At 53.6% G+C, this 25,231-nt stretch carries 29 protein-coding genes; 15 read left to right on the top strand and 14 right to left on the bottom strand.

Annotated elements, in window-relative coordinates:
• The 7 genes from ACF8OF_RS10590 to ACF8OF_RS10560 all read left to right on the top strand — a co-directional run bounded on the left by ACF8OF_RS10590 (position 1) and on the right by ACF8OF_RS10560 (position 9,006).
• Positions 1-612 (top strand): nucleoside triphosphate pyrophosphatase, encoded by a 612-nt coding sequence (locus ACF8OF_RS10590; protein ID WP_274369659.1) that lies wholly within the window; start codon positions 1-3, stop codon positions 610-612.
• The gene (gene rng / locus ACF8OF_RS10585) at positions 609-2,078 is read left to right on the top strand and encodes a ribonuclease G (RefSeq protein WP_392496553.1); all 1,470 of its coding nucleotides are present in this window, start codon (positions 609-611) and stop codon (positions 2,076-2,078) included. Before ACF8OF_RS10590 ends, rng begins: the two co-directional genes overlap by 4 nt.
• A gap of 78 nt (positions 2,079-2,156) precedes the next feature.
• The gene (yhdP, locus tag ACF8OF_RS10580) at positions 2,157-5,936 is read left to right on the top strand and encodes an AsmA2 domain-containing protein YhdP (RefSeq protein WP_392496551.1); all 3,780 of its coding nucleotides are present in this window, start codon (positions 2,157-2,159) and stop codon (positions 5,934-5,936) included.
• Positions 5,933-6,790 carry a deaminated glutathione amidase gene (nit1, locus tag ACF8OF_RS10575; RefSeq protein ID WP_025151854.1) on the top strand — a complete coding sequence of 286 codons (858 nt, stop codon included), beginning with the start codon at positions 5,933-5,935 and terminating at the stop codon, positions 6,788-6,790. Before yhdP ends, nit1 begins: the two co-directional genes overlap by 4 nt.
• A gap of 3 nt (positions 6,791-6,793) precedes the next feature.
• Positions 6,794-8,239, top strand: coding sequence for a metalloprotease TldD (gene tldD / locus ACF8OF_RS10570; RefSeq protein ID WP_392496550.1), 1,446 nt, complete (start codon positions 6,794-6,796; stop codon positions 8,237-8,239).
• A complete protein-coding gene (locus ACF8OF_RS10565) occupies positions 8,239-8,706 on the top strand; it encodes a ribonuclease domain-containing protein (RefSeq protein WP_392496548.1) in 468 nt (155 codons plus the stop codon). Before tldD ends, ACF8OF_RS10565 begins: the two co-directional genes overlap by 1 nt.
• A gap of 3 nt (positions 8,707-8,709) precedes the next feature.
• Positions 8,710-9,006 (top strand): barstar family protein, encoded by a 297-nt coding sequence (locus ACF8OF_RS10560; RefSeq protein ID WP_004236299.1) that lies wholly within the window; start codon positions 8,710-8,712, stop codon positions 9,004-9,006.
• Here the strand turns inward: ACF8OF_RS10560 and yjgA are convergent.
• On the bottom strand, positions 9,003-9,551 hold the full coding sequence (gene yjgA / locus ACF8OF_RS10555) for a ribosome biogenesis factor YjgA (protein WP_262882686.1): 549 nt from the start codon (positions 9,549-9,551) through the stop codon (positions 9,003-9,005). The two genes, ACF8OF_RS10560 and yjgA, sit on opposite strands and share 4 nt — an antisense overlap.
• 172 nt (positions 9,552-9,723) lie before the next feature.
• Here yjgA and pmbA point away from each other — a divergent pair, with 172 nt between their 5' ends.
• Positions 9,724-11,064, top strand: coding sequence for a metalloprotease PmbA (pmbA, locus tag ACF8OF_RS10550; RefSeq protein ID WP_025151849.1), 1,341 nt, complete (start codon positions 9,724-9,726; stop codon positions 11,062-11,064).
• Positions 11,065-11,132: 68 nt separating this feature from the next.
• On the opposite strand, the gene ACF8OF_RS10545 is transcribed toward pmbA, so the two are convergent.
• The 13 genes from ACF8OF_RS10545 to ACF8OF_RS10485 form a co-directional block, all read right to left on the bottom strand.
• Complete coding sequence (locus ACF8OF_RS10545; protein ID WP_262882685.1) at positions 11,133-11,261, bottom strand: hypothetical protein; 129 nt, start codon at positions 11,259-11,261, stop codon at positions 11,133-11,135.
• Positions 11,262-11,369: 108 nt separating this feature from the next.
• Positions 11,370-11,780, bottom strand: coding sequence for a nucleoside diphosphate kinase regulator (rnk, locus tag ACF8OF_RS10540; protein ID WP_025151848.1), 411 nt, complete (start codon positions 11,778-11,780; stop codon positions 11,370-11,372).
• Positions 11,781-11,972: 192 nt separating this feature from the next.
• A complete protein-coding gene (gene npr / locus ACF8OF_RS10535; protein ID WP_004240520.1) occupies positions 11,973-12,245 on the bottom strand; it encodes a PTS phosphocarrier protein NPr in 273 nt (90 codons plus the stop codon).
• Between the two features lie 3 nt (positions 12,246-12,248).
• Positions 12,249-13,100 (bottom strand): RNase adapter RapZ, encoded by an 852-nt coding sequence (gene rapZ, locus ACF8OF_RS10530; RefSeq protein WP_025151847.1) that lies wholly within the window; start codon positions 13,098-13,100, stop codon positions 12,249-12,251.
• A gap of 69 nt (positions 13,101-13,169) precedes the next feature.
• On the bottom strand, positions 13,170-13,637 hold the full coding sequence (gene ptsN / locus ACF8OF_RS10525; RefSeq protein ID WP_004236310.1) for a PTS IIA-like nitrogen regulatory protein PtsN: 468 nt from the start codon (positions 13,635-13,637) through the stop codon (positions 13,170-13,172).
• 119 nt (positions 13,638-13,756) lie between these two features.
• Complete coding sequence (gene hpf, locus ACF8OF_RS10520) at positions 13,757-14,044, bottom strand: ribosome hibernation promoting factor (protein WP_262882683.1); 288 nt, start codon at positions 14,042-14,044, stop codon at positions 13,757-13,759.
• A gap of 23 nt (positions 14,045-14,067) precedes the next feature.
• Positions 14,068-15,504, bottom strand: a complete 1,437-nt coding sequence (rpoN, locus tag ACF8OF_RS10515) for an RNA polymerase factor sigma-54 (RefSeq protein ID WP_262860975.1) — start codon at positions 15,502-15,504, stop codon at positions 14,068-14,070.
• A 24-nt stretch (positions 15,505-15,528) separates the two neighbouring features.
• A complete protein-coding gene (gene lptB / locus ACF8OF_RS10510) occupies positions 15,529-16,254 on the bottom strand; it encodes an LPS export ABC transporter ATP-binding protein (protein ID WP_024474509.1) in 726 nt (241 codons plus the stop codon).
• 6 nt (positions 16,255-16,260) lie between these two features.
• Positions 16,261-16,797 carry a lipopolysaccharide ABC transporter substrate-binding protein LptA gene (lptA, locus tag ACF8OF_RS10505; RefSeq protein WP_036411301.1) on the bottom strand — a complete coding sequence of 179 codons (537 nt, stop codon included), beginning with the start codon at positions 16,795-16,797 and terminating at the stop codon, positions 16,261-16,263.
• Positions 16,778-17,359 carry an LPS export ABC transporter periplasmic protein LptC gene (gene lptC / locus ACF8OF_RS10500; protein ID WP_262882682.1) on the bottom strand — a complete coding sequence of 194 codons (582 nt, stop codon included), beginning with the start codon at positions 17,357-17,359 and terminating at the stop codon, positions 16,778-16,780. Before lptC ends, lptA begins: the two co-directional genes overlap by 20 nt.
• Before the next feature lie 40 nt (positions 17,360-17,399).
• Entirely contained in the window at positions 17,400-17,963 is a 564-nt protein-coding gene (gene kdsC / locus ACF8OF_RS10495) for a 3-deoxy-manno-octulosonate-8-phosphatase KdsC (RefSeq protein ID WP_392496545.1), read from the bottom strand.
• A gap of 9 nt (positions 17,964-17,972) precedes the next feature.
• Positions 17,973-18,941 (bottom strand): arabinose-5-phosphate isomerase KdsD, encoded by a 969-nt coding sequence (kdsD, locus tag ACF8OF_RS10490; protein WP_025151840.1) that lies wholly within the window; start codon positions 18,939-18,941, stop codon positions 17,973-17,975.
• 51 nt (positions 18,942-18,992) lie between these two features.
• Positions 18,993-19,952 (bottom strand): calcium/sodium antiporter, encoded by a 960-nt coding sequence (locus tag ACF8OF_RS10485; protein ID WP_274369667.1) that lies wholly within the window; start codon positions 19,950-19,952, stop codon positions 18,993-18,995.
• 298 nt (positions 19,953-20,250) lie between these two features.
• Here ACF8OF_RS10485 and mlaF point away from each other — a divergent pair, with 298 nt between their 5' ends.
• The 7 genes from mlaF (at position 20,251) to murA (ending at position 25,185) form a co-directional block, all read left to right on the top strand.
• Positions 20,251-21,054, top strand: a complete 804-nt coding sequence (mlaF, locus tag ACF8OF_RS10480) for a phospholipid ABC transporter ATP-binding protein MlaF (RefSeq protein ID WP_025151838.1) — start codon at positions 20,251-20,253, stop codon at positions 21,052-21,054.
• Positions 21,055-21,061: 7 nt separating this feature from the next.
• Positions 21,062-21,844, top strand: a complete 783-nt coding sequence (mlaE, locus tag ACF8OF_RS10475) for a lipid asymmetry maintenance ABC transporter permease subunit MlaE (protein ID WP_015422977.1) — start codon at positions 21,062-21,064, stop codon at positions 21,842-21,844.
• Between the two features lie 3 nt (positions 21,845-21,847).
• Positions 21,848-22,372 (top strand): outer membrane lipid asymmetry maintenance protein MlaD, encoded by a 525-nt coding sequence (gene mlaD / locus ACF8OF_RS10470; RefSeq protein WP_024474518.1) that lies wholly within the window; start codon positions 21,848-21,850, stop codon positions 22,370-22,372.
• 118 nt (positions 22,373-22,490) lie between these two features.
• Positions 22,491-23,120, top strand: a complete 630-nt coding sequence (gene mlaC / locus ACF8OF_RS10465; protein ID WP_025151837.1) for a phospholipid-binding protein MlaC — start codon at positions 22,491-22,493, stop codon at positions 23,118-23,120.
• Positions 23,120-23,410, top strand: a complete 291-nt coding sequence (gene mlaB, locus ACF8OF_RS10460; RefSeq protein WP_262867898.1) for a lipid asymmetry maintenance protein MlaB — start codon at positions 23,120-23,122, stop codon at positions 23,408-23,410. The genes mlaC and mlaB overlap by 1 nt, the downstream gene beginning before the upstream one ends.
• A 187-nt stretch (positions 23,411-23,597) precedes the next feature.
• The gene (gene ibaG / locus ACF8OF_RS10455; protein WP_004236327.1) at positions 23,598-23,852 is read left to right on the top strand and encodes a BolA family iron metabolism protein IbaG; all 255 of its coding nucleotides are present in this window, start codon (positions 23,598-23,600) and stop codon (positions 23,850-23,852) included.
• A gap of 67 nt (positions 23,853-23,919) precedes the next feature.
• Positions 23,920-25,185 carry a UDP-N-acetylglucosamine 1-carboxyvinyltransferase gene (murA, locus tag ACF8OF_RS10450; protein ID WP_262882680.1) on the top strand — a complete coding sequence of 422 codons (1,266 nt, stop codon included), beginning with the start codon at positions 23,920-23,922 and terminating at the stop codon, positions 25,183-25,185.
• The last annotated feature ends 46 nt before the right edge of the window (positions 25,186-25,231 follow it).

Here is a 25,231-nt window from a genome sequence, read left to right as displayed (position 1 = left end):
ATGCTGCCGATTTACCTTGCTTCAACCTCTCCCCGCCGCCGGGAACTTATCCGGTTGCTGAATGTTCAGTGTGAAACACTTTCCCCCTGTATTGATGAAGTCCGCCGTGACGGTGAACCCGCAGCGGATTACGTGGTACGTCTGGCGCGGGAAAAAGCACAGGCCGGTGTGGCGCTGGCAGCAGAAGATCGTCCGGTTATCGGCTCTGATACCATTGTGGTACTCGGCGGTGATATTCTGGAGAAACCCCGTGATGCGGCACATGCCTTTGCCATGCTCAGTGCATTATCCGGCTGTACCCATCAGGTGATGACGGCGGTCGCGGTTTCTGATCGTTTCCGGACACTGAGTACATTGATTGTGACGGATGTGACATTCCGCCGGTTATCAGATGACGAAATAAACGAGTATATTCAGACAGGTGAACCGATGGACAAAGCCGGTGCGTACGGCATCCAGGGCCTGGGCGGGCGCTATGTCCGCAAAATTAACGGTAGCTATCATGCTGTGGTGGGATTACCGTTAGTGGAGACCGAAGAATTAATTAAGCGGTACACGGATACCCTGAACGGGGTTGTACCGGAACATATTGACGGGAAAGAAATACCATGACAGCCGAGCTATTAGTCAACGTGACCCCGTCTGAAACACGGGTCGCTTATATTACCGGCGGGATCCTTCAGGAAATTCATATTGAGCGCGAGGCTAAACGCGGTATCGTCGGCAATATCTATAAAGGGCGTGTGAGCCGGGTGCTGCCCGGAATGCAGGCGGCCTTTATCGATATTGGCCTGGATAAAGCAGCCTTTCTGCATGCCTCGGATATTATTCCGCACACGGAATGTATTTCCGGGGATGAAAAAGAGAAATTCCGCACCCGTGATATCGGGGAACTGGTCCATCAGGGGCAGGATCTTATTGTGCAGGTGGTCAAAGATCCGCTGGGTACCAAAGGCGCGCGTCTGACCACCGATATCACGCTGCCTTCCCGCTACCTGGTCTTTATGCCGGGCGCGTCTCATGTCGGGGTTTCCCAGCGCATTGAGAGTGAAGAAGAGCGTGAGCGCCTGAAAAACATTGTGGCGGGTTATTGTGATGAGGACGGCGGTTTTATTATCCGCACAGCGGCGGAAGGCGTCGGGGAAGAAGAACTGACCTCTGATGCCGCGTTTCTGCGCCGGTTGTGGACCAAAGTTATCCAGCGCAAGAAACGCAATACCACCCGCACCAAAATCTACGGTGAACTGGCGCTGGCACACCGCATTCTGCGGGATTTTGCCGGTGAGTCACTCGACCGCATCCGGATTGATTCCCGGCTGAGCTTCAAAGAGTTACAGGAATTTGTGGATGATTACATCCCGGAAATGACCGCCAAACTGGAGTTGTACCAGGGCAGTCAGCCGATTTTTGACCTCTACGATACTGAAAATGAAATTCAGCGGGCGATGGAGCGCAAGGTTGAAATGAAGTCAGGCGGATACCTGATTATCGACCAGACTGAGGCGATGACCACCATCGATATCAACACCGGCGCGTTTGTCGGGCACCGCAATCTGGAAGAAACCATTTTCAATACCAATATCGAGGCCACACAGGCGATTGCGCGGCAGTTACGTCTGCGTAACCTCGGTGGTATTATTATCATTGATTTCATTGATATGATCGATGATGACCACCGCCGCCGGGTGCTGAGCTCGCTGGAGCTGGCGCTGGCCAAAGATCGCGTGAAAACCACCATCAACTGTTTTTCTCAGCTCGGGCTGGTGGAGATGACCCGCAAGCGCACGCGGGAGAGCCTTGAACATGTCCTGTGTGAGAAATGCCCGACCTGTCAGGGGCGCGGCAGTGTCCGCTCGGTGGAAACAGTCTGTTATGAAATTCTGCGTGAAATTGTCCGCGTACACCACCTGCTGGATGTTGACCGCTTCCTCGTCTATGCCTCACCGGCAGTGACTGAGGCATTGCAGGGGGATGAATCCCATGCACTGGCAGAGGTGGAGATTTTTGTCGGTAAACAGGTTCAGGTTCGCGCCGAACCGCTCTACAGTCAGGAACATTTTGATGTCGTTATGATGTAATTCATTGGCGGTACACTGCCGGATATAAGCGGATATCCGGTTCCGCCGGCCTTGACAGCTGCAGGAGAAGGAGAGCCAGTGAGGCGACTGCCCGGGATTTTACTGACATGTGTGATTGTAATCGTGATTGCTGCGGCACTGGTGCTCGGCGGTCTGCGCTATCTGCTGCCTCAGATTAATGAATACCGCCCGCAGATCGAACAAAAACTCTCGCAGATGACCGGTGCCACGGTCAGAATCGGGGAAATCAGCGGCCGCTGGCAGGGATTCGGCCCGGCGCTGACACTCCGTGACCTGACGGTTACCGCCCCGGACGCAGACATTTCAGCTGAAAAAATCGACCTCTCTCTGGATATCTGGCGGACACTGTTCCGTTTTCAGGTCAGTTTCCGTGATCTGACATTCTGGCATATGACGCTGGATTACAAACAGCCGCTGAGCAGTGACGGCAGCAGCATTGAAACGGATGATGCTCTGTCCGGACTCTGGCTGGAGCGCTTTGATAATTTTGATCTGCGCGACAGTGAAATCCGTTTTCTTACACCGTCCGGCGATCCCGCCACGTTGCTGGTTTCCCGTCTGTCATGGCTCAATCAGAGCAAACGCCACCGCGCCCAGGGGGAGATCAGTCTCTCCTCGGTGAATAACCCGCGCGGCTGGCTGCAGGTGCGTCTGGATCTGCGTGATGTTAACGGTCTGCTGGATGAGGGAACGGTCTATCTCCAGGCGGATGATATTGATATGACACCGTGGTTCAGCCGCTGGCTGCGCGATAACACCGGGCTGAACAAGGCCGGTTTCAGCCTGGCCGGGTGGATGACGGTGGAGAAGGGGACGATAACCCGGGGCCTGGTCAGACTGAACTCAGGCGAGGCGGACTGGCTGGTCGGTAAGGACACGCACACCCTGGAAGTTCAGGATCTGCTGGTGCAGATGCGCCGCCAAGGGGAAGGCTGGCTGTTTAATATCCCGGATCTGCTGAACCTGAAAACTGACGGACAGCAGTGGCCGGAGGGCAGTCTGTCTCTGCTTTATATCCCGGCATCGGCTAAATACGGCGGCAATCCGCATCTGCGTATCCGTGCCAATGATATTGAGCTGGCACGTCTGAGCAGTATTGTGCCGACATTCTCTTTCCTCACCAATGATATTGTCAAAGCCTGGCAGGAGCGCGAGCCGTCAGGGCTTATCCGTGATTTTGCCCTTGATATTACCCCTGCTGCCCCGGAAAACCTCGAACTGGATGTTTCCTGGCAGGATGTCAGCTGGAAAGCCCGGGAAGAATTACCGTCAGTATCCCATTTCAGCGGCGTATTGCGCGGCGGACAGTCACGCGGCATTCTGCGTTTTGCCCTCGATGACAGTGTGCTGGACTACCGCCCGATGTTTACCGCACCGCTGACGGTATCAGAAAGCCGCGGACAGGTGCAGTGGCGTAATACCGGCGGCAACTTCAGCCTCTGGAGTGATAATTTAGATCTGCAATCCGGCGCACTGCGGGCGAACGGCAACTTTCGTTATCAGCATGATAAGGACAGGCCGCCGTCACTCGGTATCCTCGGCGGCGTGACGCTGACCGATGCCGGGGAAGCCTGGCGCTATTTCCCGGTACCGCTGATGGGGGAATTCCTGAGCGAATACCTGACGCAGGCGCTGATTGCCGGGAAAGCGGAAAATGCCACTGTCATATTTCAGGGCAACCCGGCGGACTTTCCGTTCCGTAAAAACGAAGGGCAGTTTCAGATTTGGGTGCCGCTGCGTGACGCCACCTTTAAATATGATCCGGAATGGCCGGCGCTTATCAACATGGATGCGGATCTGAATTTCCATAACCAGGGGCTGTGGATCAGTGCGCAGGAAGCAAAACTGGGCGAGGCTACCGCCCGTAATCTGAAAGCGGATATTCCGGATTTTACGGTTGAGCGCCTGTATATTCAGTCCGATATTGAAGGTAAAGGCGAATCGCTGGGCAGGTATTTTGATGAAACCCCGATGAAGGGGTCTATCGGTAATACCCTGGCGCAGCTGAAAATCGGCGGAGAGGTGACCGGTGATCTTAAACTGGAAATCCCGCTTAACGTCAATGAGATGGTGCGGGCAACCGGGCATGTTAATCTGAAAAATAATGATATTGATGTGGTGCCGCTCGGCAGCACACTCAAAAATGTCAGCGGACAGTTCCGCTTTGATAACGGTGACCTGGAAAGCGACCGTATCACGGCTTCCTGGTTCGGGCAGCCGCTGAATATCCGCTTTACCACCAAAGAAAACCCGTCTGATTTCGCCGTCAATATCGATCTGGACGCTGACTGGCAGATGAAGGGCATAGACGGGATACCGGCGGCGATAAAACAGCACGTAACGGGGTCGTTCCCGTGGACGGGGGATGTGAAGATTATCCTGCCGCAGAAAGGGGAAATGCGTTATACCGTGGATTTGGAGGGTCAGACCGGCAAACTGACCAGCAGCTCTTTACCGGCTGTCCGGCGCTGGGCCGCGGAGAGCGGCACCCTGAATGTGCATGCCAGCGGGACAGAACACACCCTGAAAGCCGGAGGAACCGTCGGTAAATCGTTCAGCGTTCTGACGGACTGGCGCCTCGGCGATATCCTCACGCTTAATGGTGCGGTAATCGTTCCGGGCACAAAAGTGCCGGAGAAAGTTACCCCGGATGTCATCAGTATTGCCCTGCCGCCGATCAGCGGTGAAGAGTGGGTCGGCGCGCTGGCGGTTGCCGGTCAGAATCATCAGCAGTCTGCCGCACTGAAACTGCCGGGGAATATTGATATTTCCGCGCCTTATGCGGACTTTGCCGGACAGCGCTGGAATCAGATAAAACTGCGCATTCATCCGCAGGAAAATGGCTGGCTGCTCAGCTCAGACAGTCAGGAGCTGCGCGGGGATGTCCGTATTCCGGCCTCCGGGCCATGGCAGGCGAGTATCGATTATCTCTACTATAATCCGGAGTCGATTCAGAACGCCCTGCCGGAATCACAGCGCAATGAAACCACCAAAACGGATTACCGTGTCGGCAGCTGGCCTGCGGTCACGCTGCGCTGTGAAGCCTGCTGGGTGAGCGGTCTGAATATCGGTACGGTGAATGCGAAAGTCTGGCCGGACAATAATTCACTGGTGCTGGATGCGGCAACAGTCAAAAACAGTGCCAGTGAACTGACCCTCAGCGGTCGCTGGGATGCCGGACCTGCGCCGCTGTCGCACTTTAAAGGGCAGTTTAAGGGGCCGGTCTTTGATAATATGGCGGCGTATTTCGGGGTACTGGTGCCTATCACCGGCTCACCGTTTACTGTGGATTTTGACCTGAACTGGCGGGATGTTCCGTGGTCGCCGGATGTGGCAACCCTGAACGGCATCATCAGCACGTCGCTCGGTAAAGGAGCGATTGAGCGGATGGGCGGCGGTAACGCCGGTAAACTGCTGCGGCTCGTCAGTTTTGATGCGTTACTGCGCAAATTACAGCTCGATTTTACGGATACCTTCAGCAATGATTTCGTTTTTGACAGCATACGTGGCAAAGGCGTGATAAAAGAGGGTGTTTTAAAGACAACCGATACCCGCGTGGACGGATTAATTGCGGATATCAGCTTTAGCGGTTCAGTTTATCTTGTGGAGCGTCGTATTGATATGTCGGTGGTTGTCACACCGGAACTCTCTGCGACGGTCGGGGTGGCGACAGCCTTTGTGGTTAACCCGATAGCCGGAGCGGCAGTCTTTGTGGCGAGTAAGGTACTCGGCCCGCTCTGGAGTAAAATTTCGGTGATACGGTATCACCTGAGCGGTAGTTTAGAAGAGCCGAAGATAGATGAAGTTTTGCGTCAGTTAAAGGAGACCCGGGAATGAAAAACGCAAATGTGGCTTTATTGCAGCTGTGCAGCGGCACAAATATTAAACACAATTTGGCGCAAATCGAACAACAGATCAAACAACTGCCTGATAATATCAAACTGGTGATGACACCGGAAAATGCGCTGATTTTTGCATCAGGCAACACCTATCAGAAATATGCGGAAGTGCAGGGCGAAGGCCCGCTGCAGTCAGCCGTCGCTGACATGGCGCGCCGCTACGGGGTGTGGATCCTGGTCGGCTCAATGCCGCTGATCAGCCGCGAAGACCCGGCGCGCATCACCAGCAGCAGCCTGCTGTTTGATGATAAAGGGGAAATCAAAGCCCGTTATGACAAAATTCACATGTTTGATGTGAATATCGATGATGAGCAGGGTTCATACAATGAATCAAAAATCTTCCAGCGCGGCGAGCACATCACCGTGGTGGATACCCCGGTTGGTCGTCTCGGTATGACCATCTGTTATGATCTGCGTTTCCCGGGGCTGTTCCAGGCACTGCGTGAGCAGGGCGCGGAGATTATCTCTGTTCCGGCGGCCTTTACCCGGCTGACCGGAAAATCTCACTGGGAGCCGCTGCTGCGTGCCCGTGCGATTGAAAACCAATGCATTATCCTGGCGCCGGCACAGGTCGGTGTACACGGTACCCGCCGCACATGGGGACACACCATGGCGGTTGACGGCTGGGGCAAAGTGATGAAGAAAAACACGGATGCGGTGGCCGCCATCGGCGTTGATATCCGTCCGGACAGCTTAACCTCAATGCGTGAACAGATCCGCGTGGTGAAACATAACCGTTTCCGCCCGCAGCTGACCTCACTGATTGAGAAAAACACCACAGGTAAAGAGTAAATTATGAGTTTTTCAACTGTCAGTAATCATTTGCTGACCGCCCATGATCTTGACGAACAGGATCTCTTTTCTGTCCTCACACAGTTAGCAGATCGCCATATTGATTATGGCGATCTGTATTTTCAGAGCAGTTTTCATGAAGCCTGGGTGCTGGAAGATAAAATTATCAAAAACGGCTCTTACAATATTGACCAGGGTGTCGGGATCCGCGCCGTCAGCGGCGAGAAAACCGGCTTTGCCTATGCGGATCAGATAAGCCTGACCGCATTACAGCAGAGTGCCTCCGCCGCCCGCAGTATTGTCCGTGAGCAGGGTAACGGACAGGTGCAGAGCCTGCACCGTGTCAATAACACGGCACTCTATGCCGCGCTCGATCCGCTGCGTGCAATGCCGCGCGAGGAAAAAATCGCACTGCTGCATCGTCTTGACCGTGTGGCTCGGGCGGAAGATCCGCGTGTGCAGGAAGTGAATGCCAGCCTGACCGGTGTGTATGAAGAAGTGCTGGTGGCTGCCACTGACGGTACACTGGCAACGGATATCCGTCCGCTGGTGCGCCTGTCTGTCAGTGTGCTGGTGGAAGAGGACGGCAAACGCGAACACGGCGGCAGCGGCGGCGGCGGTCGTTTTGGTTATGAATATTTCCTCGGTACGGAAGACGGTGAGATCCGCGCAGACCATTTTGCCCGTGAAGCGGTGCGCATGGCACTGGTGAATCTCTCTGCCGTTGCGGCACCGGCCGGATCAATGCCGGTTGTGCTGGGCGCGGGCTGGCCGGGCGTATTACTGCATGAAGCGGTCGGTCATGGCCTGGAAGGGGATTTCAACCGCCGTGGTGCATCGGTATTCAGCGGAAAAATCGGTCAGCAGGTCACATCATCACTCTGTACCATTGTTGATGACGGTACTATCGGCGATCGCCGCGGTTCACTGGCAATTGATGATGAAGGTGTACCGGGACAGTATAACGTCCTGATCGAGAACGGTATTCTGAAAGGTTATATGCAGGATAAACTTAACGCCCGTCTGATGGGGGTTGACCCGACCGGTAACGGCCGTCGTGAATCTTATGCTCATCTGCCGATGCCGCGCATGACCAACACCTATATGCTGGCGGGGGAATCATCGCCGGAAGCGATTATCGCCAGTGTGAAAAACGGCCTGTATGCCCCGAATTTCGGCGGCGGTCAGGTGGATATCACCTCCGGTAAGTTTGTGTTCTCGACATCCGAAGCGTATCTCATTGAAAACGGTAAGATTACCAAACCGGTAAAAGGCGCGACACTGATTGGCTCCGGTATTGAGGCCATGCAGCAGGTCTCGATGGTCGGTAATGACCTGAAACTGGATAAAGGTGTCGGTGCGTGCGGTAAAGAAGGCCAGAGCGTGCCGGTGGGTGTCGGTCAGCCGACCCTGAAACTGGACAGCATTACTGTCGGCGGAACGGCCTGATGATGAAAAAATACGGCACGCTGGTGATCGTTCTGATTGTGGCGGTCTCTGCCTGGCTGGCAGGGTTACCGGGGCAGTTTATCGATACCCGTCCGTCAGAGCCGGTACCGCAGCAGACAGCGCAGCCGCAGAGCATTGATGCGTTGACAGCACAGGCACGGGTGGTCAGCTATGTGCAGCAGCACCAGCGTCTGCCGGATTACTATGTGACGAAAAAAGCCGCCCGTAATGCGGGCTGGCAGCCGTCAAAAGGCAATCTCTGTGAGGTGATGCCGGGTAAAGCCATCGGCGGTGACCGTTTCGGCAACCGGGAAAAAGGGTTGCCGGATGCACCATCACGGCAGTGGTTTGAAGCGGATATTAACTATAACTGCGGTCATCGCGGCAGTGATCGTCTGCTTTACTCCAGTGACGGGCTGATTTATGTCACCACCGATCATTACCGTTCATTTCAGCAGGCCAATTAATCCATGACACCTGATATCAGCATTGTGCGTTTTGATTTCCGTACCATCCGGACAACAGACGATTTTTATCAGCAGTTCAGTGATAAATTTCAGCTGCCGTACTTCGGGTGTAACACGGATGCACTGTGGGACATGCTGACAGGCGGGATTGATCTGCCGGTGATACTGGCGTTTGAACATATTACCGCACGGCAGCGGCGGCTGTTTTCAGCCATTATCGGCACCTGCCGGGATGCGGAGGAAGAGTGGCCGGGGGATATTCAGCTGGTGCTGACCCCCCTGACCATGACGGCGGATTAAGCGCTTTCTGCCAGTTCTTTCAGATACTGGAACAGCTGGCGGTAAGCTTTCGGCGGTTTATTGCCTTCGCGCTCTTTTTTCGCATTGCGGATAAGCGTACGCAGCTGCTGGCGATCAAGGTGCGGGAACAGCGCAACGGCTTCTTCCGTCACGGTATCATCACCGCTGACCAGGCGTTCGCGCAGATCTTCGAGTTTATGCAGCAGGACAACCTGCTGGTTATGGCGGTTTTTCAGTTTGTCGAGTGCCGTGGTAATCGGCTCCGGGTCACGGGCCCGCAGCAGTTTACCGATGAGCTGTAACTGACGGCGCAGGCCTTCGCGCTTGATTTTTTGTGCAAGCAGGATGGCTTCGAGCAGCTGTTCATCCAGCGGAATACGTTCCAGCTGGGTCTTGCTCAGTGCAACCAGTTCAGCGCCGAGTTTTTTCAGGACTTCCGCATCGCGTTTAATTTCGCTTTTGCTGACCCAGATTATCTCGTCATCCTCTTCCTCCTGAGGAAGTGCGTCGGGTTCTTCAAACCAGTCTTCAGGCTGCTTTGCCATAATAGTATTTCCTGTGGCGAAACACAGAGCGGCGGGTGCCGGATGATCTCTGTGTTTGTGAGTGTTAACATTTGATTATTGCGTATTGTAACCGGGGAAAAGGCCGGATAACACCTATTCAGCTGTCTGATTAGCTGACGGCCCCTTAATTTATTGAATTGGAACCTGATTGATGAATATCACTTCTCAGATTATGGCGCAGCGTACGCGCCTGGAACAAGCGGTTTCGCAGGCACTGAGTATTGCACAGAAAGGGTGTGACAGCGCCGAGGTTGCTGTCAGCCGGACCACCGGGATGAGTGTGAGCACCCGTATGGGTGAGGTGGAGAATGTTGAGTTTAACAGTGACGGCGCACTGGGGATCACGGTGTATCATAACCAGCGCAAAGGCAGTGCATCCTCCACCGATTTAAGCGAAGAGGCGATTGCCCGTACCGTACAGGCGGCGATCGACATTGCGAAATATACATCTGAAGATCCGTGTTCGGGCCCGGCAGATCGCGATTTGCTGGCTTTTGAGGCACCGGATCTGCAACTGTTTTATCCGTCCGAAGTGAGTGCTGATCAGGCGATCGACTACGCCGCCAATGCGGAAAAAGCGGCACTGAGTGCCGACCCGCGCATCACCAACACAGAAGGCGGCAGCTTTAACAGCCATTACGGCATCCGTGTGTTCGGTAACACGCTGGGTATGCTGCAAAGCTACTGCAGCAGCCGTCACTCCATGTCCGCCTGTGTGATCGCGGAAGAGAACGGCGATATGGAGCGTGATTACGCTTACACCATTGCCCGTAAGCTGGATGACCTGAAATCTGCACAGTGGGTGGGGGAAGAGTGTGCCCGGCGGACGTTGTCCCGTCTCGCACCGCGCAAACTGGCAACACAGAAAGCGCCGGTGATTTTTGCCCCGGAAGTGGCAACCGGCCTGTTCGGGCATCTGGTCGGGGCGATCAGCGGCACCTCCGTATACCGCAAATCCACTTTCCTGCTCGACAGCCTCGGCAAACAGATCCTGCCGGACTGGCTGACTATCCGCGAACTGCCGCATGTGATCGGCGGCCTGGCCTCCACCCCGTTTGACAGCGAGGGGGTCCGCACAGAAGATCGCCTGATTATCGAAAACGGTGTGCTGAATAACTGGCTGATGACCACCTACGCTGCCCGTAAACTGGGCCTGAAAAGCACCGGTCACGCAGGCGGTATTCACAACTGGCACATTGCCGGTCAGGGGCTGGGGTTTGACGACATGCTCAGAGAGATGGGTACCGGTCTGGTGGTGACCGAGCTGATGGGACAGGGTGTCAGCGGTATTACCGGTGATTACTCCCGCGGCGCATCCGGTTTCTGGGTGGAAAACGGCGAGATTCAGTATCCGGTCAGTGAAATTACCATTGCCGGAAACCTGAAAGACATGTGGGCTAACATTATCGCCACCGGTGACGATATTGAAACCCGCAGCAACATTCAGTGCGGCTCAGTCTGGCTGCCGGAAATGAGTATTGCGGGGCAGTAAGTGTTTTAGTGCATTAAAAACCCTGACTTTTATGCCAGGGTTTTTTTATGCCCGAAAGAGGAACAGCACTATATCATCAGCATGATCAGGCCCTTTGTGAGCATAAATAACTGATTTTCGAAATTAAGCACCAGTGGCAGCGGGGAGTCCGTTAACGGGGAAAAGGCAAGAACGTGCAGCAGACTGAATGTTGACATAGTGGCTCCGGAAAGAGGAAAGATAAGCCATCATGCAGAAAAAGAAGGGAAAATGGAAGCTGCGCCCGCAGATTGCCTGAAACGGACGCAGAGCAGGCTTAAAGCGGATTAACGGTGTAATTCACCGGCAGCTTCAGGCTGATAGATAATTTCTGATACTTTTACGCGCGTTGCTTCACCGTTCGGCAGTTCCCATGAGATCTCATCGCCGACAGAAAGCCCGAGTAACGCAGCTCCCAGTGGTGCCATCACAGACAGCTGTTCTGCGCTGTCTTTCAGTGATGCCGGGTACACCAGGGTGCGGATACTCTCTTTCCCGCTCGATAAATCTTCAAAGCGCACGCGGCTGTTCATCGTCACAACCGTGGCCGGCATTTCTGCAGGCGGCAGGATTTCCGCGCGATCTAACTCGTCATTCAGGGCTTCAGCCACCGGATTGTCAGCATAAGCCGGCTGTTCCAGTAGCATATCCAGACGCTCCGCGTCCAGTTCATTAATAATTATATTGGGCTTTTTCATACCACACTCCAAATCATTTCCAATACAAAAGAACACCCCCACACCAGAAGGAGGGGGGTGCTCATTTGATAATTAATCTGATAGTAGGCTGTTCTCTCCGGAAAGGAAAGAGATCAGGATCACGAACCGCCGGGCTGCGTGAACGAAACAGCGTATCAGTTTTCTTTAAGTAAAATATTTCGGTTAGTATAACTAATCTTCATCAAAACCTGAATCAAAAAGGGAAATAATTGCCTCAATGGCAGAATTTTCATCAGGTCCTGTTGCTTCCACTTCAATAAAACTGCCCTGTTCGGAATCCAGCATCAGCATGGCAAGCACACTGTCTGCCCGGGCTTCTTCATTTTGCTTATTACGGAATACCACCGTTGACCGGAAGGTCTGGATCAGTTCAAACAGCTTCATGGCCGGCCGGGCATGCAGCCCCAGCCGGTTTTTGATTTCAACCTGACAACGGATGGTCATGGATTACTTCCGTTTTTCCAGGGTCCGGTGGCGCGACTGTACGTTTTTCCCGCGTGAGCGGAAGTAATCCGCCAGCTGTTCCGCCACATAGACAGAACGGTGTTTGCCGCCGGTACAGCCGATAGCGACGGTCAGGTAGCTGCGGTTGTTGGTTTCCAGCATCGGCAGCCACAGTTCCAGATAACTGCGGGTCTGGTAGATAAAGTTGTGTACTTCGGTATGGCGGTCGAGGAACGCCGCCACCGGTTTATCCAGACCGGTCATCGGACGCAGTTTCGGATCCCAGTGCGGGTTCGGCAGGAAACGGACATCAAACACATAATCCGCATCGATCGGAATACCGTGTTTAAACCCGAACGACTCGAACACCATGGTCAGCTCGCGTTCGCGCTTGCCGAGCAGGCGGGTTCTCAGCATCTCTGCCAGTTCATGCACTGACATCTCAGAAGTATCGATAATCAGATCGGCACGGGAACGCAGCGGCTCCAGCAGATCGCTCTCTTCGTCAATCGCACTTTCCAGCGAGAGATTTTTACTGGAAAGGGGATGCAGACGGCGGGTATCACTGTAACGGCGGATCAGGGTGTTGCGATCCGCATCCAGGAACAGCAGCTGGGGAGAGAAACTGTCCGGTAATCTGGTCAGGGCTTCCTCAAAGACTTCCGGGGACTCCGGCATATTGCGGACGTCAATACTCACTGCAGCAGAGATATCGCGTGTTGCCAGGGTAGCGGCAAGCTCCGGCAGAAGAGTGACCGGCAGGTTATCAACGCAGTAGAAACCCATATCTTCCAGCGCCCGCAGGGCAACAGATTTACCCGAACCAGAGCGGCCGCTGACAATCATCAGCACCATGAGGGGACTCCCTATCGTTTCTCTTTCAATGGCAATACGCCATTATCTGTTGTCGTCAGCCGGTTATCATCACTCTGTGATGATACTGTACAGCTCTTCATCACTTTGCGCCTGACGCAACCGGCGGCAGAGCGCTTTGTCAGCCAGTTTTTTGGCTACTAACGACAGTGTGTGTAAATGCGTCTGACACTGATCAGACGGAACAAATAACGCAAACAGAATGTCCACATTCTGATTGTCAATCGCATCAAACGCGATAGGTTGCTCCAGATGTAAAAATACGCCGCAGGCAGTTTGTGCCTCGCTTTTATCCAGTTTTCCGTGGGGGATGGCAATCCCGCCACCGATACCGGTTGTCCCGACTTTTTCCCGTGTAAGGAGTGCCTCAAACAGCGTGTTTTCCGGCAGCGCCAGCGCGGTGGCAGCCAGTTCACTGATAATCTCCAGCGCGCGCTTCTTACTGGTACAGTGAATATTATTGCGTGTACAGCTGATACTCAGTACATCGCTCAGGGACAAATTTGCTTCGTTATTCATTTCATTGTTCACTTAGGATCAGAATCCCGGCAACCACCATGGTAACCGGGATCAGAGCACTGCTTTTTCCTGAGAAAATTCAGACTGTTAATTCAGTCATGCACCCGGGTGCAGAAAGTTTACCGGTTTCTCAGTTTTTCTTTGTGTTTGGACAGCTGGCGGCCGAGTCTTTCTGCCATCTCATCAATTGCCGCGTACATATCCTCTTTTTCCGCTGAGGCGTGAAGATCCGCACCGTTTACCTGAGCCGTTGCCTCCGCGATTTTACTGACTTTCTCAACCTTAAGGATCACCTGAACGCTGTTGATTTTATCGAAATACTGCTCCAGTTTTTTACACTTGGCTGTCACAGTCTCACGTAAAGCATCTGTAATTTCAACGTTGTGGCCGGTAATTTGTAATTCCATAGTGTCTTCCTTCTCAATGTGTATCAAATCAGCTGTTTACGCTGATTTGAGGGCGGGATGGATAACGACTCGCGATATTTTGCGACAGTCCGTCTGGCGACCTGAATACCTTGTTCGGCAAGCATGTCGGTCAGTTTGCTGTCGCTGAGCGGTTTCGCCGGATTCTCGGCGGCAACCAGTTTTTTCACCAGTGCACGGATGGCGGTGGAGGACGCCTCGCCCCCGCTGTCAGTGCTGACGTGGCTGGAGAAAAAGTACTTCAGTTCAAAGATCCCCCGCGGACTGTGCAGGAATTTCTGCGTTGTTACCCGGGAAATCGTGGATTCATGCATCTCAACCCGCAGTGCGATATCCGCCAGCACCATGGGCTTCATATATTCTTCGCCCTGTTCAAAGAACGCCTGCTGCTCTTCCACAATACAGGTCGCGACTTTGAGCAGCGTATCGTTCCGGCTTTCCAGACTTTTAATGAGCCACTTTGCTTCCTGCAAATTATTACGGATAAACTGACTGTCGCTCTCACTGCGGGCCCGCGATCCCATCGCGGCATAGTGATTATTGACCCGCAGACGGGGAATGCTGTCGGAATTGAGTTCCACTGTCCAGCGTTCGCCGTGTTTTCTCACGAGGACGTCAGGAATAACATACTCTGATTCTCCGGTGTTGACTACCAGGCCCGGACGCGGTTCCAGTGACTGAATCAGATCAATGGCGGATTTCAGCGCCTCTTCTTTCAGTTTGGTCACCCGGCCCAGGGTGCGGAAATCCCGGTTCCCCAACAATGCCAGATGCTGATCCGTGATAGCAAGGGCTTCTTTCAGGCTCGGGGTTTCCGGCGGCAGAATTTTCAGCTGCACCATCAGACACTCCCGCAGGTCACGGGCGCCCACACCCACCGGATCAAAACGCTGAATACGCTTGAGTACTGCTTCGACATCTTCGGTGGTGACGTCATCGTCACCGATACTCAGGCGGATATCATCGACAGAGACGGTCAGATAGCCGGTTTCATCAATCGCATCAATGATTGAGAAGGCAATCGCGGCATCGGTTTCGGTAAAGGGGGTCAGGCGGGCCTGCCAGATCAGATAATCCTGTAAGGTTTCGGTGGTTTCGCCCTGATAGAGCGGCAGTTCATCGTCGCCGTAATCATTGCCGGTGCCGGACGGCGTACCGGCGGTGTAGATTTCTTCCCACTGCGCATCCAGCGGCAGATCATCCGGCATGGCGGTCTGCTCGAGAGCTTCGGCGCTGTCCAGTTCTTTTTGTGTTTCAGATTCAGCAGGCGTGTCAATTTCCTGATGGTTATCATCAAGTTCCAGCAACGGATTAGATTCCAGCGCCTCGCGGATCTCCTGCTGGAGTTCAAGCGTGGAAAGCTGCAACAAACGGATAGCCTGCTGAAGTTGTGGCGTCATCGCCAGTTGCTGGCTGAGTTTAAGCTGCAGACTCTGCTTCATTACGGACACGGGCTCCTTACGGCATTACAGGCGGAAACCTTCGCCTAAATAAACACGTTTAACCTGCTCATTATTCAGAATGGATTCCGGGCTGCCGTGGGCAATCATATGGCCCTGGCTGACAATGTAAGCCCGTTCACAGACATCCAGTGTTTCGCGGACGTTGTGGTCAGTGATCAGGACGCCGAGCCCGTAATCACGGAGGTGCTGAATAATCTTTTTAATATCAATAACGGAAATCGGGTCAACACCGGCAAACGGTTCATCCAGCAGGATGAATTTCGGGTTGGCGGCCAGCGCGCGGGCAATTTCCACACGGCGGCGTTCACCCCCGGAGAGTGACTGGCCCAGGTTATCGCGCAGATGACTGATATGGAACTCTTCCATCAACTCTTCCGCCCTGTCCCGGCGTTCATCATTGTTCAGATCTTTGCGGATTTCAAGCACCGCCATCAGGTTCTGCCATACCGTCAGACGACGGAAAATAGAGGCTTCCTGCGGCAGATAGCCAATCCCTTTGCGGGCACGTTCGTGCAGCGGCAGCAGGGAAATATCTTCATCATCGATGCTTATTGCACCGGCATCACGGGGAACAATACCCACGACCATATAGAAGGTCGTGGTTTTCCCGGCACCGTTCGGGCCGAGCAGTCCGACGATTTCGCCGGAACTGACTTCAAGCGTCACATCTTCGACGACTTTGCGCCCTTTGTAGGCTTTGGCTAATTTGCTTGCAATTAATTTTGCCATAAATCGTTACTTACCTTTCTGGCCGGTTGCCGCCGGGCCTTTTTCCTGAATCTGTGACGGCAGCAGTACGGTAGTCACCTGTTTGCCTTTGTCACTGAATGCCTGCATTTGTTGTGTCGGCACCACATAGGTAATCTTGTCACCGGTGATATTGCTGTCCAGCTGTTCCAGATAGGCATTACCGGTCAGCGTGACCAGCTCATTGGCCATTTCGTAACGCAGTTTGCTGCCGCGTCCTTTGATTGGCTTGCCGTTATCCTGCATCTGGTAGAAGGTCACCGGATTACCGAATGCTTCGATCACCATTTTGTTGGAATCGCCGCCCGGACGGGTGACCACCACTTTGTCAGCGCGGACATCAATCGTTCCCTGTTTTACCACAACATTATCCGTAAATGTGGTGATATTTTTTTCTAAATCAAGGGCTTGTTTTAATGATGTTACCGTCACCGGCTGCTGTGTATCTTCTTTTAACGCCAAAGCAGGGACACTGACGGCCAGAATTGCTGTTGCAATCAGAGTATTAAGGATGTTTGCTTTCATTTGGGATCTCATAGTAAGTCTGTACATCTTTGATCAGTTCCGCATTACGACTGCGTAAATTACCCCGCATCTGCAATCCGGCGGAACGCAGTCCTGTGCCCGTGATGGTGACTTTGTCGTCAGAACTCACATCCTGGGTTATCAGATTGACTTCGGCGTTATCCGTGGTGATCTGCCTGAGCTGCGTATCGGTGGTCAGGCTGTCAACCTGCACATCACCGTATAAATATAACATTCTGTCATTGGTTAATTTGGCCCGCTTTGAACGTATCGTCCAGGTGGCGGTTTTATCAGGATCGTAGGTGGTCAGCACCGGATTAGTAAACCATGTTACTTTTTCCTGAGCAAAGTTCTGCACATCATCCGCATTCAGCCGGTACGCCAGCAGCCCTGTCGGTTCGTAAGCCAGGGTTGAGGACGTTTGGGTTTTATACGTCGGCGTACCGTCTTCCACAATTCTGCCGTCGGCGTCACCTGAACGGGTGACCGACAGGTTCCAGCCGAGCAGACCGAGGGCAATAAGTGCCAGAATAATGATCAGCCAAAGCTTAAATTTACTCATGAGATCCCTGATAAAGCCATTATAACCAATAAAATACTTTTCAGACGGACAGGCCTTTCGCCGCATCCAGGTTATTTTGTGCCAGCAGAATCAGATCACACAATTCGCGGACAGCGCCGCGGCCGCCTGCAATCTGTGTAACATAATCCGCTTTGGGTAACAATAACGGGTGGGCATCCGCCACTGCGGCGGATAAGCCGACCTCTGCCATAACCGGCCAGTCAATCAGGTCATCGCCGATATAGGCGACGTCGCCGGGGCGAAGCGCCAGTTTAGCTAATAGTTCGTGATACGCCAAAAGCTTATCGCTCTGTCCCTGGTAAAGATGTGTAATGCCGAGTGTATTGGCCCGATCTTCCAGTAATTTTGCGTTGCGGCCGGTAATTATAGCCACTTCTACGCCGGAGGTCAGCAGGCAGCGGATACCGTAGCCGTCACGGACATTAAATGCCTTCAGTTCTTCACCGCTGTTGCCCTGATAAATCAGGCCGTCAGACATCACGCCGTCCACATCACAGATAAGAAGCCGTATTTTAGCGGCTTTTTCCAATACTGTTTGCGCTATCGGGCCATAGCAGGTGTCAATGGTGGTAATTTGTGTCATCGTCAGTCCTTATACCACCCCGGCCTGGAGCAGATCATGCATATGCAGTACGCCGAGCAGTTTATCACCTTCTGTGACTAATAAAGAGGTGATATGACGGGACTGCATTAAATTCAGTGCCTCAACCGCCAGGGTATTGGCTTTGATGCGGATCCCGCCCGGGGTCATCACATCGGCAATCCGGCAGTTATTGAGGTCGGTGCCCGCATCGAAAATCCGGCGCAGGTCACCGTCAGTGAAAATGCCCTGAATAATCATGTCATCATCACAAATCACGGTCATGCCCAGTTTTTTACGGGTGATTTCCACCAGTGCTTCGCGCAGTGAGGCGGTTTTCGGCACATGCGGGATATCATCCCCGGTGTTCATCAGGTCGGAAACCAGTAACAGCAGTTTACGGCCGAGCGCGCCGCCCGGATGCGAGAGGGCAAAATCTTCAGCGGTAAAGCCGCGGGCCTGCAATAAGGCAATCGCCAGCGCGTCACCCATCACCAGCGTGGCGGTGGTGCTGGTGGTCGGCGCAAGACCGAGCGGACAGGCTTCCTGCGGAACTTTAATACACAGATGGACATCCGCTGCTTTTCCCATGGTACTGTCCGGGTTGCCGGTCATGCAGATAAGCGGGATGTTCTGACGTTTGATAACCGGGATCAGCGCCTGAATTTCTGAGGATTCACCGGAGTTTGAAATCGCGATAACCACATCTTTCTTTGTGACCATTCCCAGGTCGCCGTGCGCGGCTTCGCCCGGATGCACAAAGAAGGAGGAGGTGCCGGTGCTGGCAAATGTCGCGGCCATTTTATGACCGATATGACCGGATTTTCCCATTCCCATGATGATCACTTTACCTTCACAGCGGAATATCAGTTCACAGGCTTTATCGAAATCATCATTAATATACTGCTCGAGTGACGCGAGGCCTTCACGTTCAATCCGGAGGACACGTTTACCTGTTAGTTGAAAATCAGTTCGGGACATCAGTTTTTTCTCACTTTCAGTATCTGTCTGTGTATTCATGGCTGACGCTTATCAGCCGGTAAAAAGACTTATCAGCCAGGCGGTGAACGCGCTGAGCAGAATAATGCCTTTCAGCCGGTTCAGCCGCTGGTTCCGTCCGGCCGCGAAGAAAATAAATAACACACCGGCGGCGAACATCACGGCGAAATCGGTCATAAAACGGTCTGCCGCCATCGGCGCAGTGGCTAACAGCGCCGGGATCCCCGCCACGACCGTGGTATTAAACAGTGTCGCGCCGATAAGGTTCCCCAGCGCGATATCTTTTTCACCTTTGACTGCCGCCGCAATCGTGGTGCACAGCTCCGGCAGACTGGTACCGATAGCCAGGATAGTCAGCCCGGTGATACGCCCGCTGATCTCCGCATAGCGGGTGAAGGCAGAGGCGTTATCGATCACAATCCGGACCGCTACCGGCATAATCAGCAATCCGGCGACCAGCCACAATAAAGCAACCGGTAAATTATTTTCCTGCGGCAGTTCATGGTTTTGTTCAGTCGTGAAGCCGTCATACTGATCACGCCGCGCCATTGCGGCAATTTTCACCACCAGCCAGAGACTGGCGAGCCCCGCAAGCACCAGAAACCCGCCCTGAACCCGCGTGATACCGCCGGACCAGATAAACAACCCGAACAGCGCCATCACCGCCAGCATCAGCGGAAGCTCACGGCGCAGTACCGCAGACTGCACACTCAGCGGACGGATAAGGGCGGCAAGCCCGGCAATCAGCAGTAAATTGATAATATTGGAACCGATAATAGTGCCGAGCGCCAGATCCGGCTGCCCTTCAAGCACCGCACCGGCGGAGGTCAGCAGTTCCGGCAGCGATGTGCCGGGACCGGCCACCAGAATACCGGTGATAAACGGGGAGATGCCGAGCGCGCGGGAAAATACCGCGGCACCGTACACAATCCGGTCAGAGGCATAAACCAGCAGAATCAGCCCGGTCAGTAAAAGGATGCTGGTGAGTAACATGGCTCTCCTCCGGGCTGAAAAACAGTCAGAAATAATGAAATGCGGGAAATTGAGGGTATTGTACGGGCTGAGACGCAAAAGTAAAACAGACGTTTTGTACCCGGCAGAGCGTTAATGTTAAATGCTGATATACTTGTGTATCACGCTGTTTATGTCCCGTTACTCAGGGGGGATAAATAATTCAGACAGTAACACCCGCATTTAAAGGCGAAAACTGCCGGATTTTTTTATATTATGATGGGTCAGTCCTGTATGTGTTGTAAAAACACGAAAAACATAACGTTAAGGTTGTGAGGTCATGAACCGACAGACGGAAAATATTATTGAGATCCGGAACATGTGTTTCCGGCGCGGTTCGCGCATGCTGTTTAATGATATCAGCCTGGATGTGCCGCGCGGCAAAGTGACCGCGATTATGGGGCCGTCCGGGATCGGGAAAACAACGCTGTTGCGTCTGATCGGCGGGCAACTGCGCCCGGACAGCGGTGAAATCTGGTTTGACGGTGATAATATCCCGGCACTCTCCCGCAGCAAACTGTATCAGTCGCGCCGTAAAATGAGCATGCTGTTTCAGTCCGGGGCGTTATTTACCGATATGACAGTCTATGACAACGTGGCGTTCCCGCTGCGTGAACATACCCGGCTGCCGGAATCCCTGATCCGGACAACCGTGATGATGAAACTGGAAGCGGTCGGTTTACGGGGGGCGGCAAACCTGATGCCGTCTGAACTCTCCGGCGGGATGGCGCGCCGTGCGGCACTGGCGCGGGCCATTGCACTGGATCCGGATCTTATCCTGTTTGATGAACCATTTGTCGGCCAGGATCCGATTACCATGGGTGTGCTGGTAAAACTGATTGATGAACTCAATCAGTCGCTGGGTGTAACCTGCGTTGTGGTTTCTCACGATGTGCCGGAAGTGCTCAGTATTGCGGATAAGGCCTATATTGTCGCGGAGCAGTCCGTTATCGCGCAGGGTACCGCAGAAGAGTTGCAGGAGAACACCGAACCGCGTGTGCGCCAGTTCCTGGATGGTATCGCTGACGGGCCGGTTCCTTTCCGCTATCCGGCGGGTGATTACCAATCAGATTTATTAGGATAAACGAGACATGTTGACACAGGCACTTGCTGCTTTGGGACGCCGCGCGTTAGCGACATGCGCGTCTTTCGGGCGGTCAGGATACATGCTGTTCCGTGCGCTGTTCGGCAAACCGCAGTTTGCCCGGCAGTGGCCGCTGCTGCGCAAGCAGCTGTACAGCGTCGGTGTGCAGTCCCTGCTGATTATTTCAGTGTCCGGGCTGTTTATCGGGATGGTTCTGGCCTTACAGGGATATCTGGTTCTGAAAACCTTCAGTGCGGAAGCCAGCCTCGGCATGATGGTGGCGCTGTCGCTGCTGCGTGAACTGGGGCCGGTGGTGACCGCACTGCTGTTTGCCGGACGCGCCGGTTCCGCACTGACAGCAGAAATCGGGCTGATGAAAGCCACAGAACAGTTATCCAGCCTGGAAATGATGGCGGTCGATCCGCTGCGCCGTGTGATCGCACCGCGTTTCTGGGCGGGTTTGATCAGTATGCCGCTGTTATCCATGATTTTTGTCGCCGTGGGTATTCTTGGCGGGGTCATGGTCGGGGTGGACTGGAAAGGGATCGATGAAGGGTTCTACTGGGCTTCCATGCAGGCCAATGTGGACTGGCAGAAAGATGTGATGAACTGCATTTACAAGAGTGTGGTTTTCGCCTTCACCGTCACCTGGATTGCCCTGTATAACGGGTATGACGCTATTCCGACGTCTGAAGGGATTAGTCGGGCAACAACACGCACGGTCGTTCATTCATCGCTTGCCGTGTTAGGGTTAGATTTTGTGCTTACGGCACTGATGTTCGGGAATTAAACAATGCAAAGCAAGAAAAATGAAGTTTGGGTCGGGCTTTTCGTCTTAATTGCCATTGCGGCGATTATCTTCCTGGCACTGAAAGTGGCGGATATCCGCTCTGTCGGCAGCGAAAAAACCTACCGCGTATCTGCCACCTTTGATGATATCGGCGGCCTGCAGGCCCGTTCACCGGTAAAAATCGGCGGTGTGGTGATTGGCCGCGTCAATGACATCCGTCTGGACAAGGACTATAAACCGGAAGTGACGCTGGACATCTACAGCCAGTATGACCAGATTCCGGACACCAGTTCGTTGTCTATCCGTACCTCCGGTCTGCTGGGTGAGCAGTATCTGGCACTCAGTAAAGGGTTTGAGAATACAACAGACCCGGATCTGCCGATGACTGAAATGCTGAAAGACGGCAGCCGTATTCAGGACACCAAACCAGCGATGGTGCTGGAAGATTTAATCGGTCAGTTCCTGTATAAGAGCGGTGACGGCGAAGGGGGGAATACCCCGGAAGCGGCACCGGCTGCACAGCACTGATACGAAAAGTAATGTAAAAGCGGATGTTTTTGCCCGCAGGGGCGGACATCCTGCATAATACTGTTTACCGAAGACACCTTCACGGCGGAAAGTGCCGGTGATTAATCAGGAGTTGATTATGTTTAAGCGTTTACTGATAGCGGCAATGCTGGTGGTGATAGCCCCGTTTGCCGGCGCTGTTGACCAGACAAACCCGTATACACTGATGAATGATGCGGCGGCGAAAACCTTCAGCCGTCTGAAAGCAGACCAGGCGCAAATCCGGCAGAATCCGGACTATCTGCGCACCGTGGTTCAGGAAGAATTACTGCCGTATGTGCAGATCAAATACGCCGGTGCGCTGGTGTTAGGTTCTTACTACAAAGATGCGACACCGGCACAGCGCGACGCCTATTTCAAAGCCTTTGAGGCGTATCTGGCCCAGGCATACGGCCAGGCACTGGCAATGTACACCAACCAGACTTATCAGATTGATCCGGCACAGCCGCTGGGTGATAAAACCATCGTGGCTATCCGTGTGACACTGACCGAGCCGGGCGGGCGTCCGCCAATCCGTCTGGATTTCCAGTGGCGTAAAAATACCAAAACCGGTCACTGGCAGGCGTATGACATGATTGCTGAAGGCGTGAGTATGATTACCACCAAACAAAATGAGTGGGCCTCTATTCTGCGTCAGAAAGGGGTTGATGGTCTGACTGCGGAGCTTGAGCGCAGTGCGAAAACCCCGATTACCCTGGATCAGAAATAATGACGGCTGCGCTGACGTGGGAAAAACAGGGTGAAACCCTCGCCCTGAACGGGGAACTGGATCGCGATACACTGCTGTCGTTCTGGAATGCACGTCAGCAGCAGATGAACGCCGTGCAGACGGTGGATGTTTCCGGTCTCAGTCATGTGGATTCCGCCGGGCTGGCTATGCTGGTCCGTCTGCGGGGAGAGCGTCCGGAAGCACCGTTTGTGTTATCCGGAGTAAGCGCTAACTTGCAGATGCTGATGTCACTCTACAGTGTTGAGTTCGAATTCAGTCAGAACGCGTGAATTAAAAATAATGTAAATAACGGCAGGACAGATACTTATTTGCCGTTATTTTCCGTAAGGTAACTGCCTCCGGTTATGTCACTCAGGTGACCGCACAGCCGGAGGCATTTTTAATGGTTTAAGAGCGGGGCATATTCGATTACGATAGTGCCTATAACACACAATCTGATAACCAATTTGAGAAATTATGGATACGAATGAAATCAAACAGGTGCTGATGGATAAGTTAGCACTTACTGACGCAATTGTGACCGGTGACGGCAGCCATTTTCAGGTGATCGCTGTCGGCGATCTTTTTGACGGCATGAGCCGCGTTAAACAGCAGCAGGCCGTGTATGCGCCGCTGATGGAATATATTGCCGATAACCGTATCCACGCGTTGTCTATCAAAGCCTATACCCCGGCTCAGTGGGAACGGGATCGTAAACTGAGCGGGCTGTAACCGCGGCGGCTGACAATGCAGTGACAAGTCACGCGGCAGCAATTAATGATAATGAGAGTGTCTACAGATGGATAAATTTCGGGTAAAAGGTCCTTCCGTTCTTCAGGGCGAAGTGACTATCTCAGGGGCAAAAAATGCAGCATTGCCTATCCTGTTCGCGGCAATTCTGGCGGAAGAGCCGGTTGAGTTACACAATGTGCCGGAACTGCGGGATATCGACACCTCTGTGAAGCTGTTAACGCGGCTGGGTGCCAAAATTGAGCGCAAAGGAACCACACTGCGTGTGGATGCCTCTGCGATTAATGAATATTGTGCGCCTTATGATCTGGTCAAAACCATGCGCGCGTCCATCTGGGCGCTGGGGCCGCTGGTGGCCCGTTTTGGTCACGGTCAGGTTTCTCTGCCGGGCGGCTGTGCTATCGGCGCCCGTCCGGTTGATTTGCATATCACCGGCTTAGAGCAGTTAGGGGCGAAAATCACCCTCGATGAAGGGTATGTCAAAGCGGAAGTGGATGGTCGTCTGACCGGCAACACTATCGTGATGGATAAAGTCAGCGTGGGTGCCACCATCACTATTATGTGTGCGGCGGCCCTGGCGAAAGGCAAAACCATTATCGAAAACGCGGCCCGTGAACCGGAAATTGAAGACACCGCTGCATTCCTGAATGCACTGGGTGCGAAAATCACCGGTGCAGGGACTGATCACGTGGTGATTGAAGGTGTTGAACGCCTCGGCGGCGGCTCTCACACCGTTGTGCCGGATCGTATTGAAACCGGGACCTTCCTGATCGCTGCAGCGGTTTCACGCGGTAAAATTCTGTGCCGTAACGCCAAGCCGGATACACTGGATGCTGTGCTGGCCAAGCTGCGCGAAGCCGGGGCGGAAATCAAAACCGGTGACGACTGGATAAGCCTGGATATGAAAGGGCAGCGTCCGAAAGCAGTCACCTTCCGTACCGCGCCGCATCCGGGTTTCCCGACAGATATGCAGGCGCAATTCAGCCTGCTGAACCTGGTGGCGGAAGGATCCGGCATGATCACGGAAACCATCTTTGAAAACCGCTTTATGCACATTCCGGAACTGATCCGTATGGGCGCACACGCGGAAATCGAGAGTAATTCGGTGCTGTGTCACGGTGTGGAAAAACTGTCCGGTGCTCAGGTGATGGCGACCGATCTGCGTGCATCTGCAAGCCTGGTACTGGCGGGTTGTATCGCGGAAGGCACCACAATCGTTGATCGTATTTATCATATCGATCGCGGTTATGAGCATATTGAAGAGAAATTACGCGGCCTGGGTGCGGATATCGAACGTATTCATTCAGCAGAGTAATTCCCTGATATAAGTGATAAACAGAAAAGAGCGGATATCCGCTCTT

The sequence above is a fragment of the Morganella sp. TYF_1 genome (assembly GCF_043105645.1).
In the GTDB taxonomy this organism is placed as follows: domain Bacteria; phylum Pseudomonadota; class Gammaproteobacteria; order Enterobacterales; family Enterobacteriaceae; genus Morganella; species Morganella morganii_B.
The sequence above is the reverse complement of the archived record's forward strand: the minus strand, read 5'-3'. Positions and strand labels throughout refer to the sequence as shown.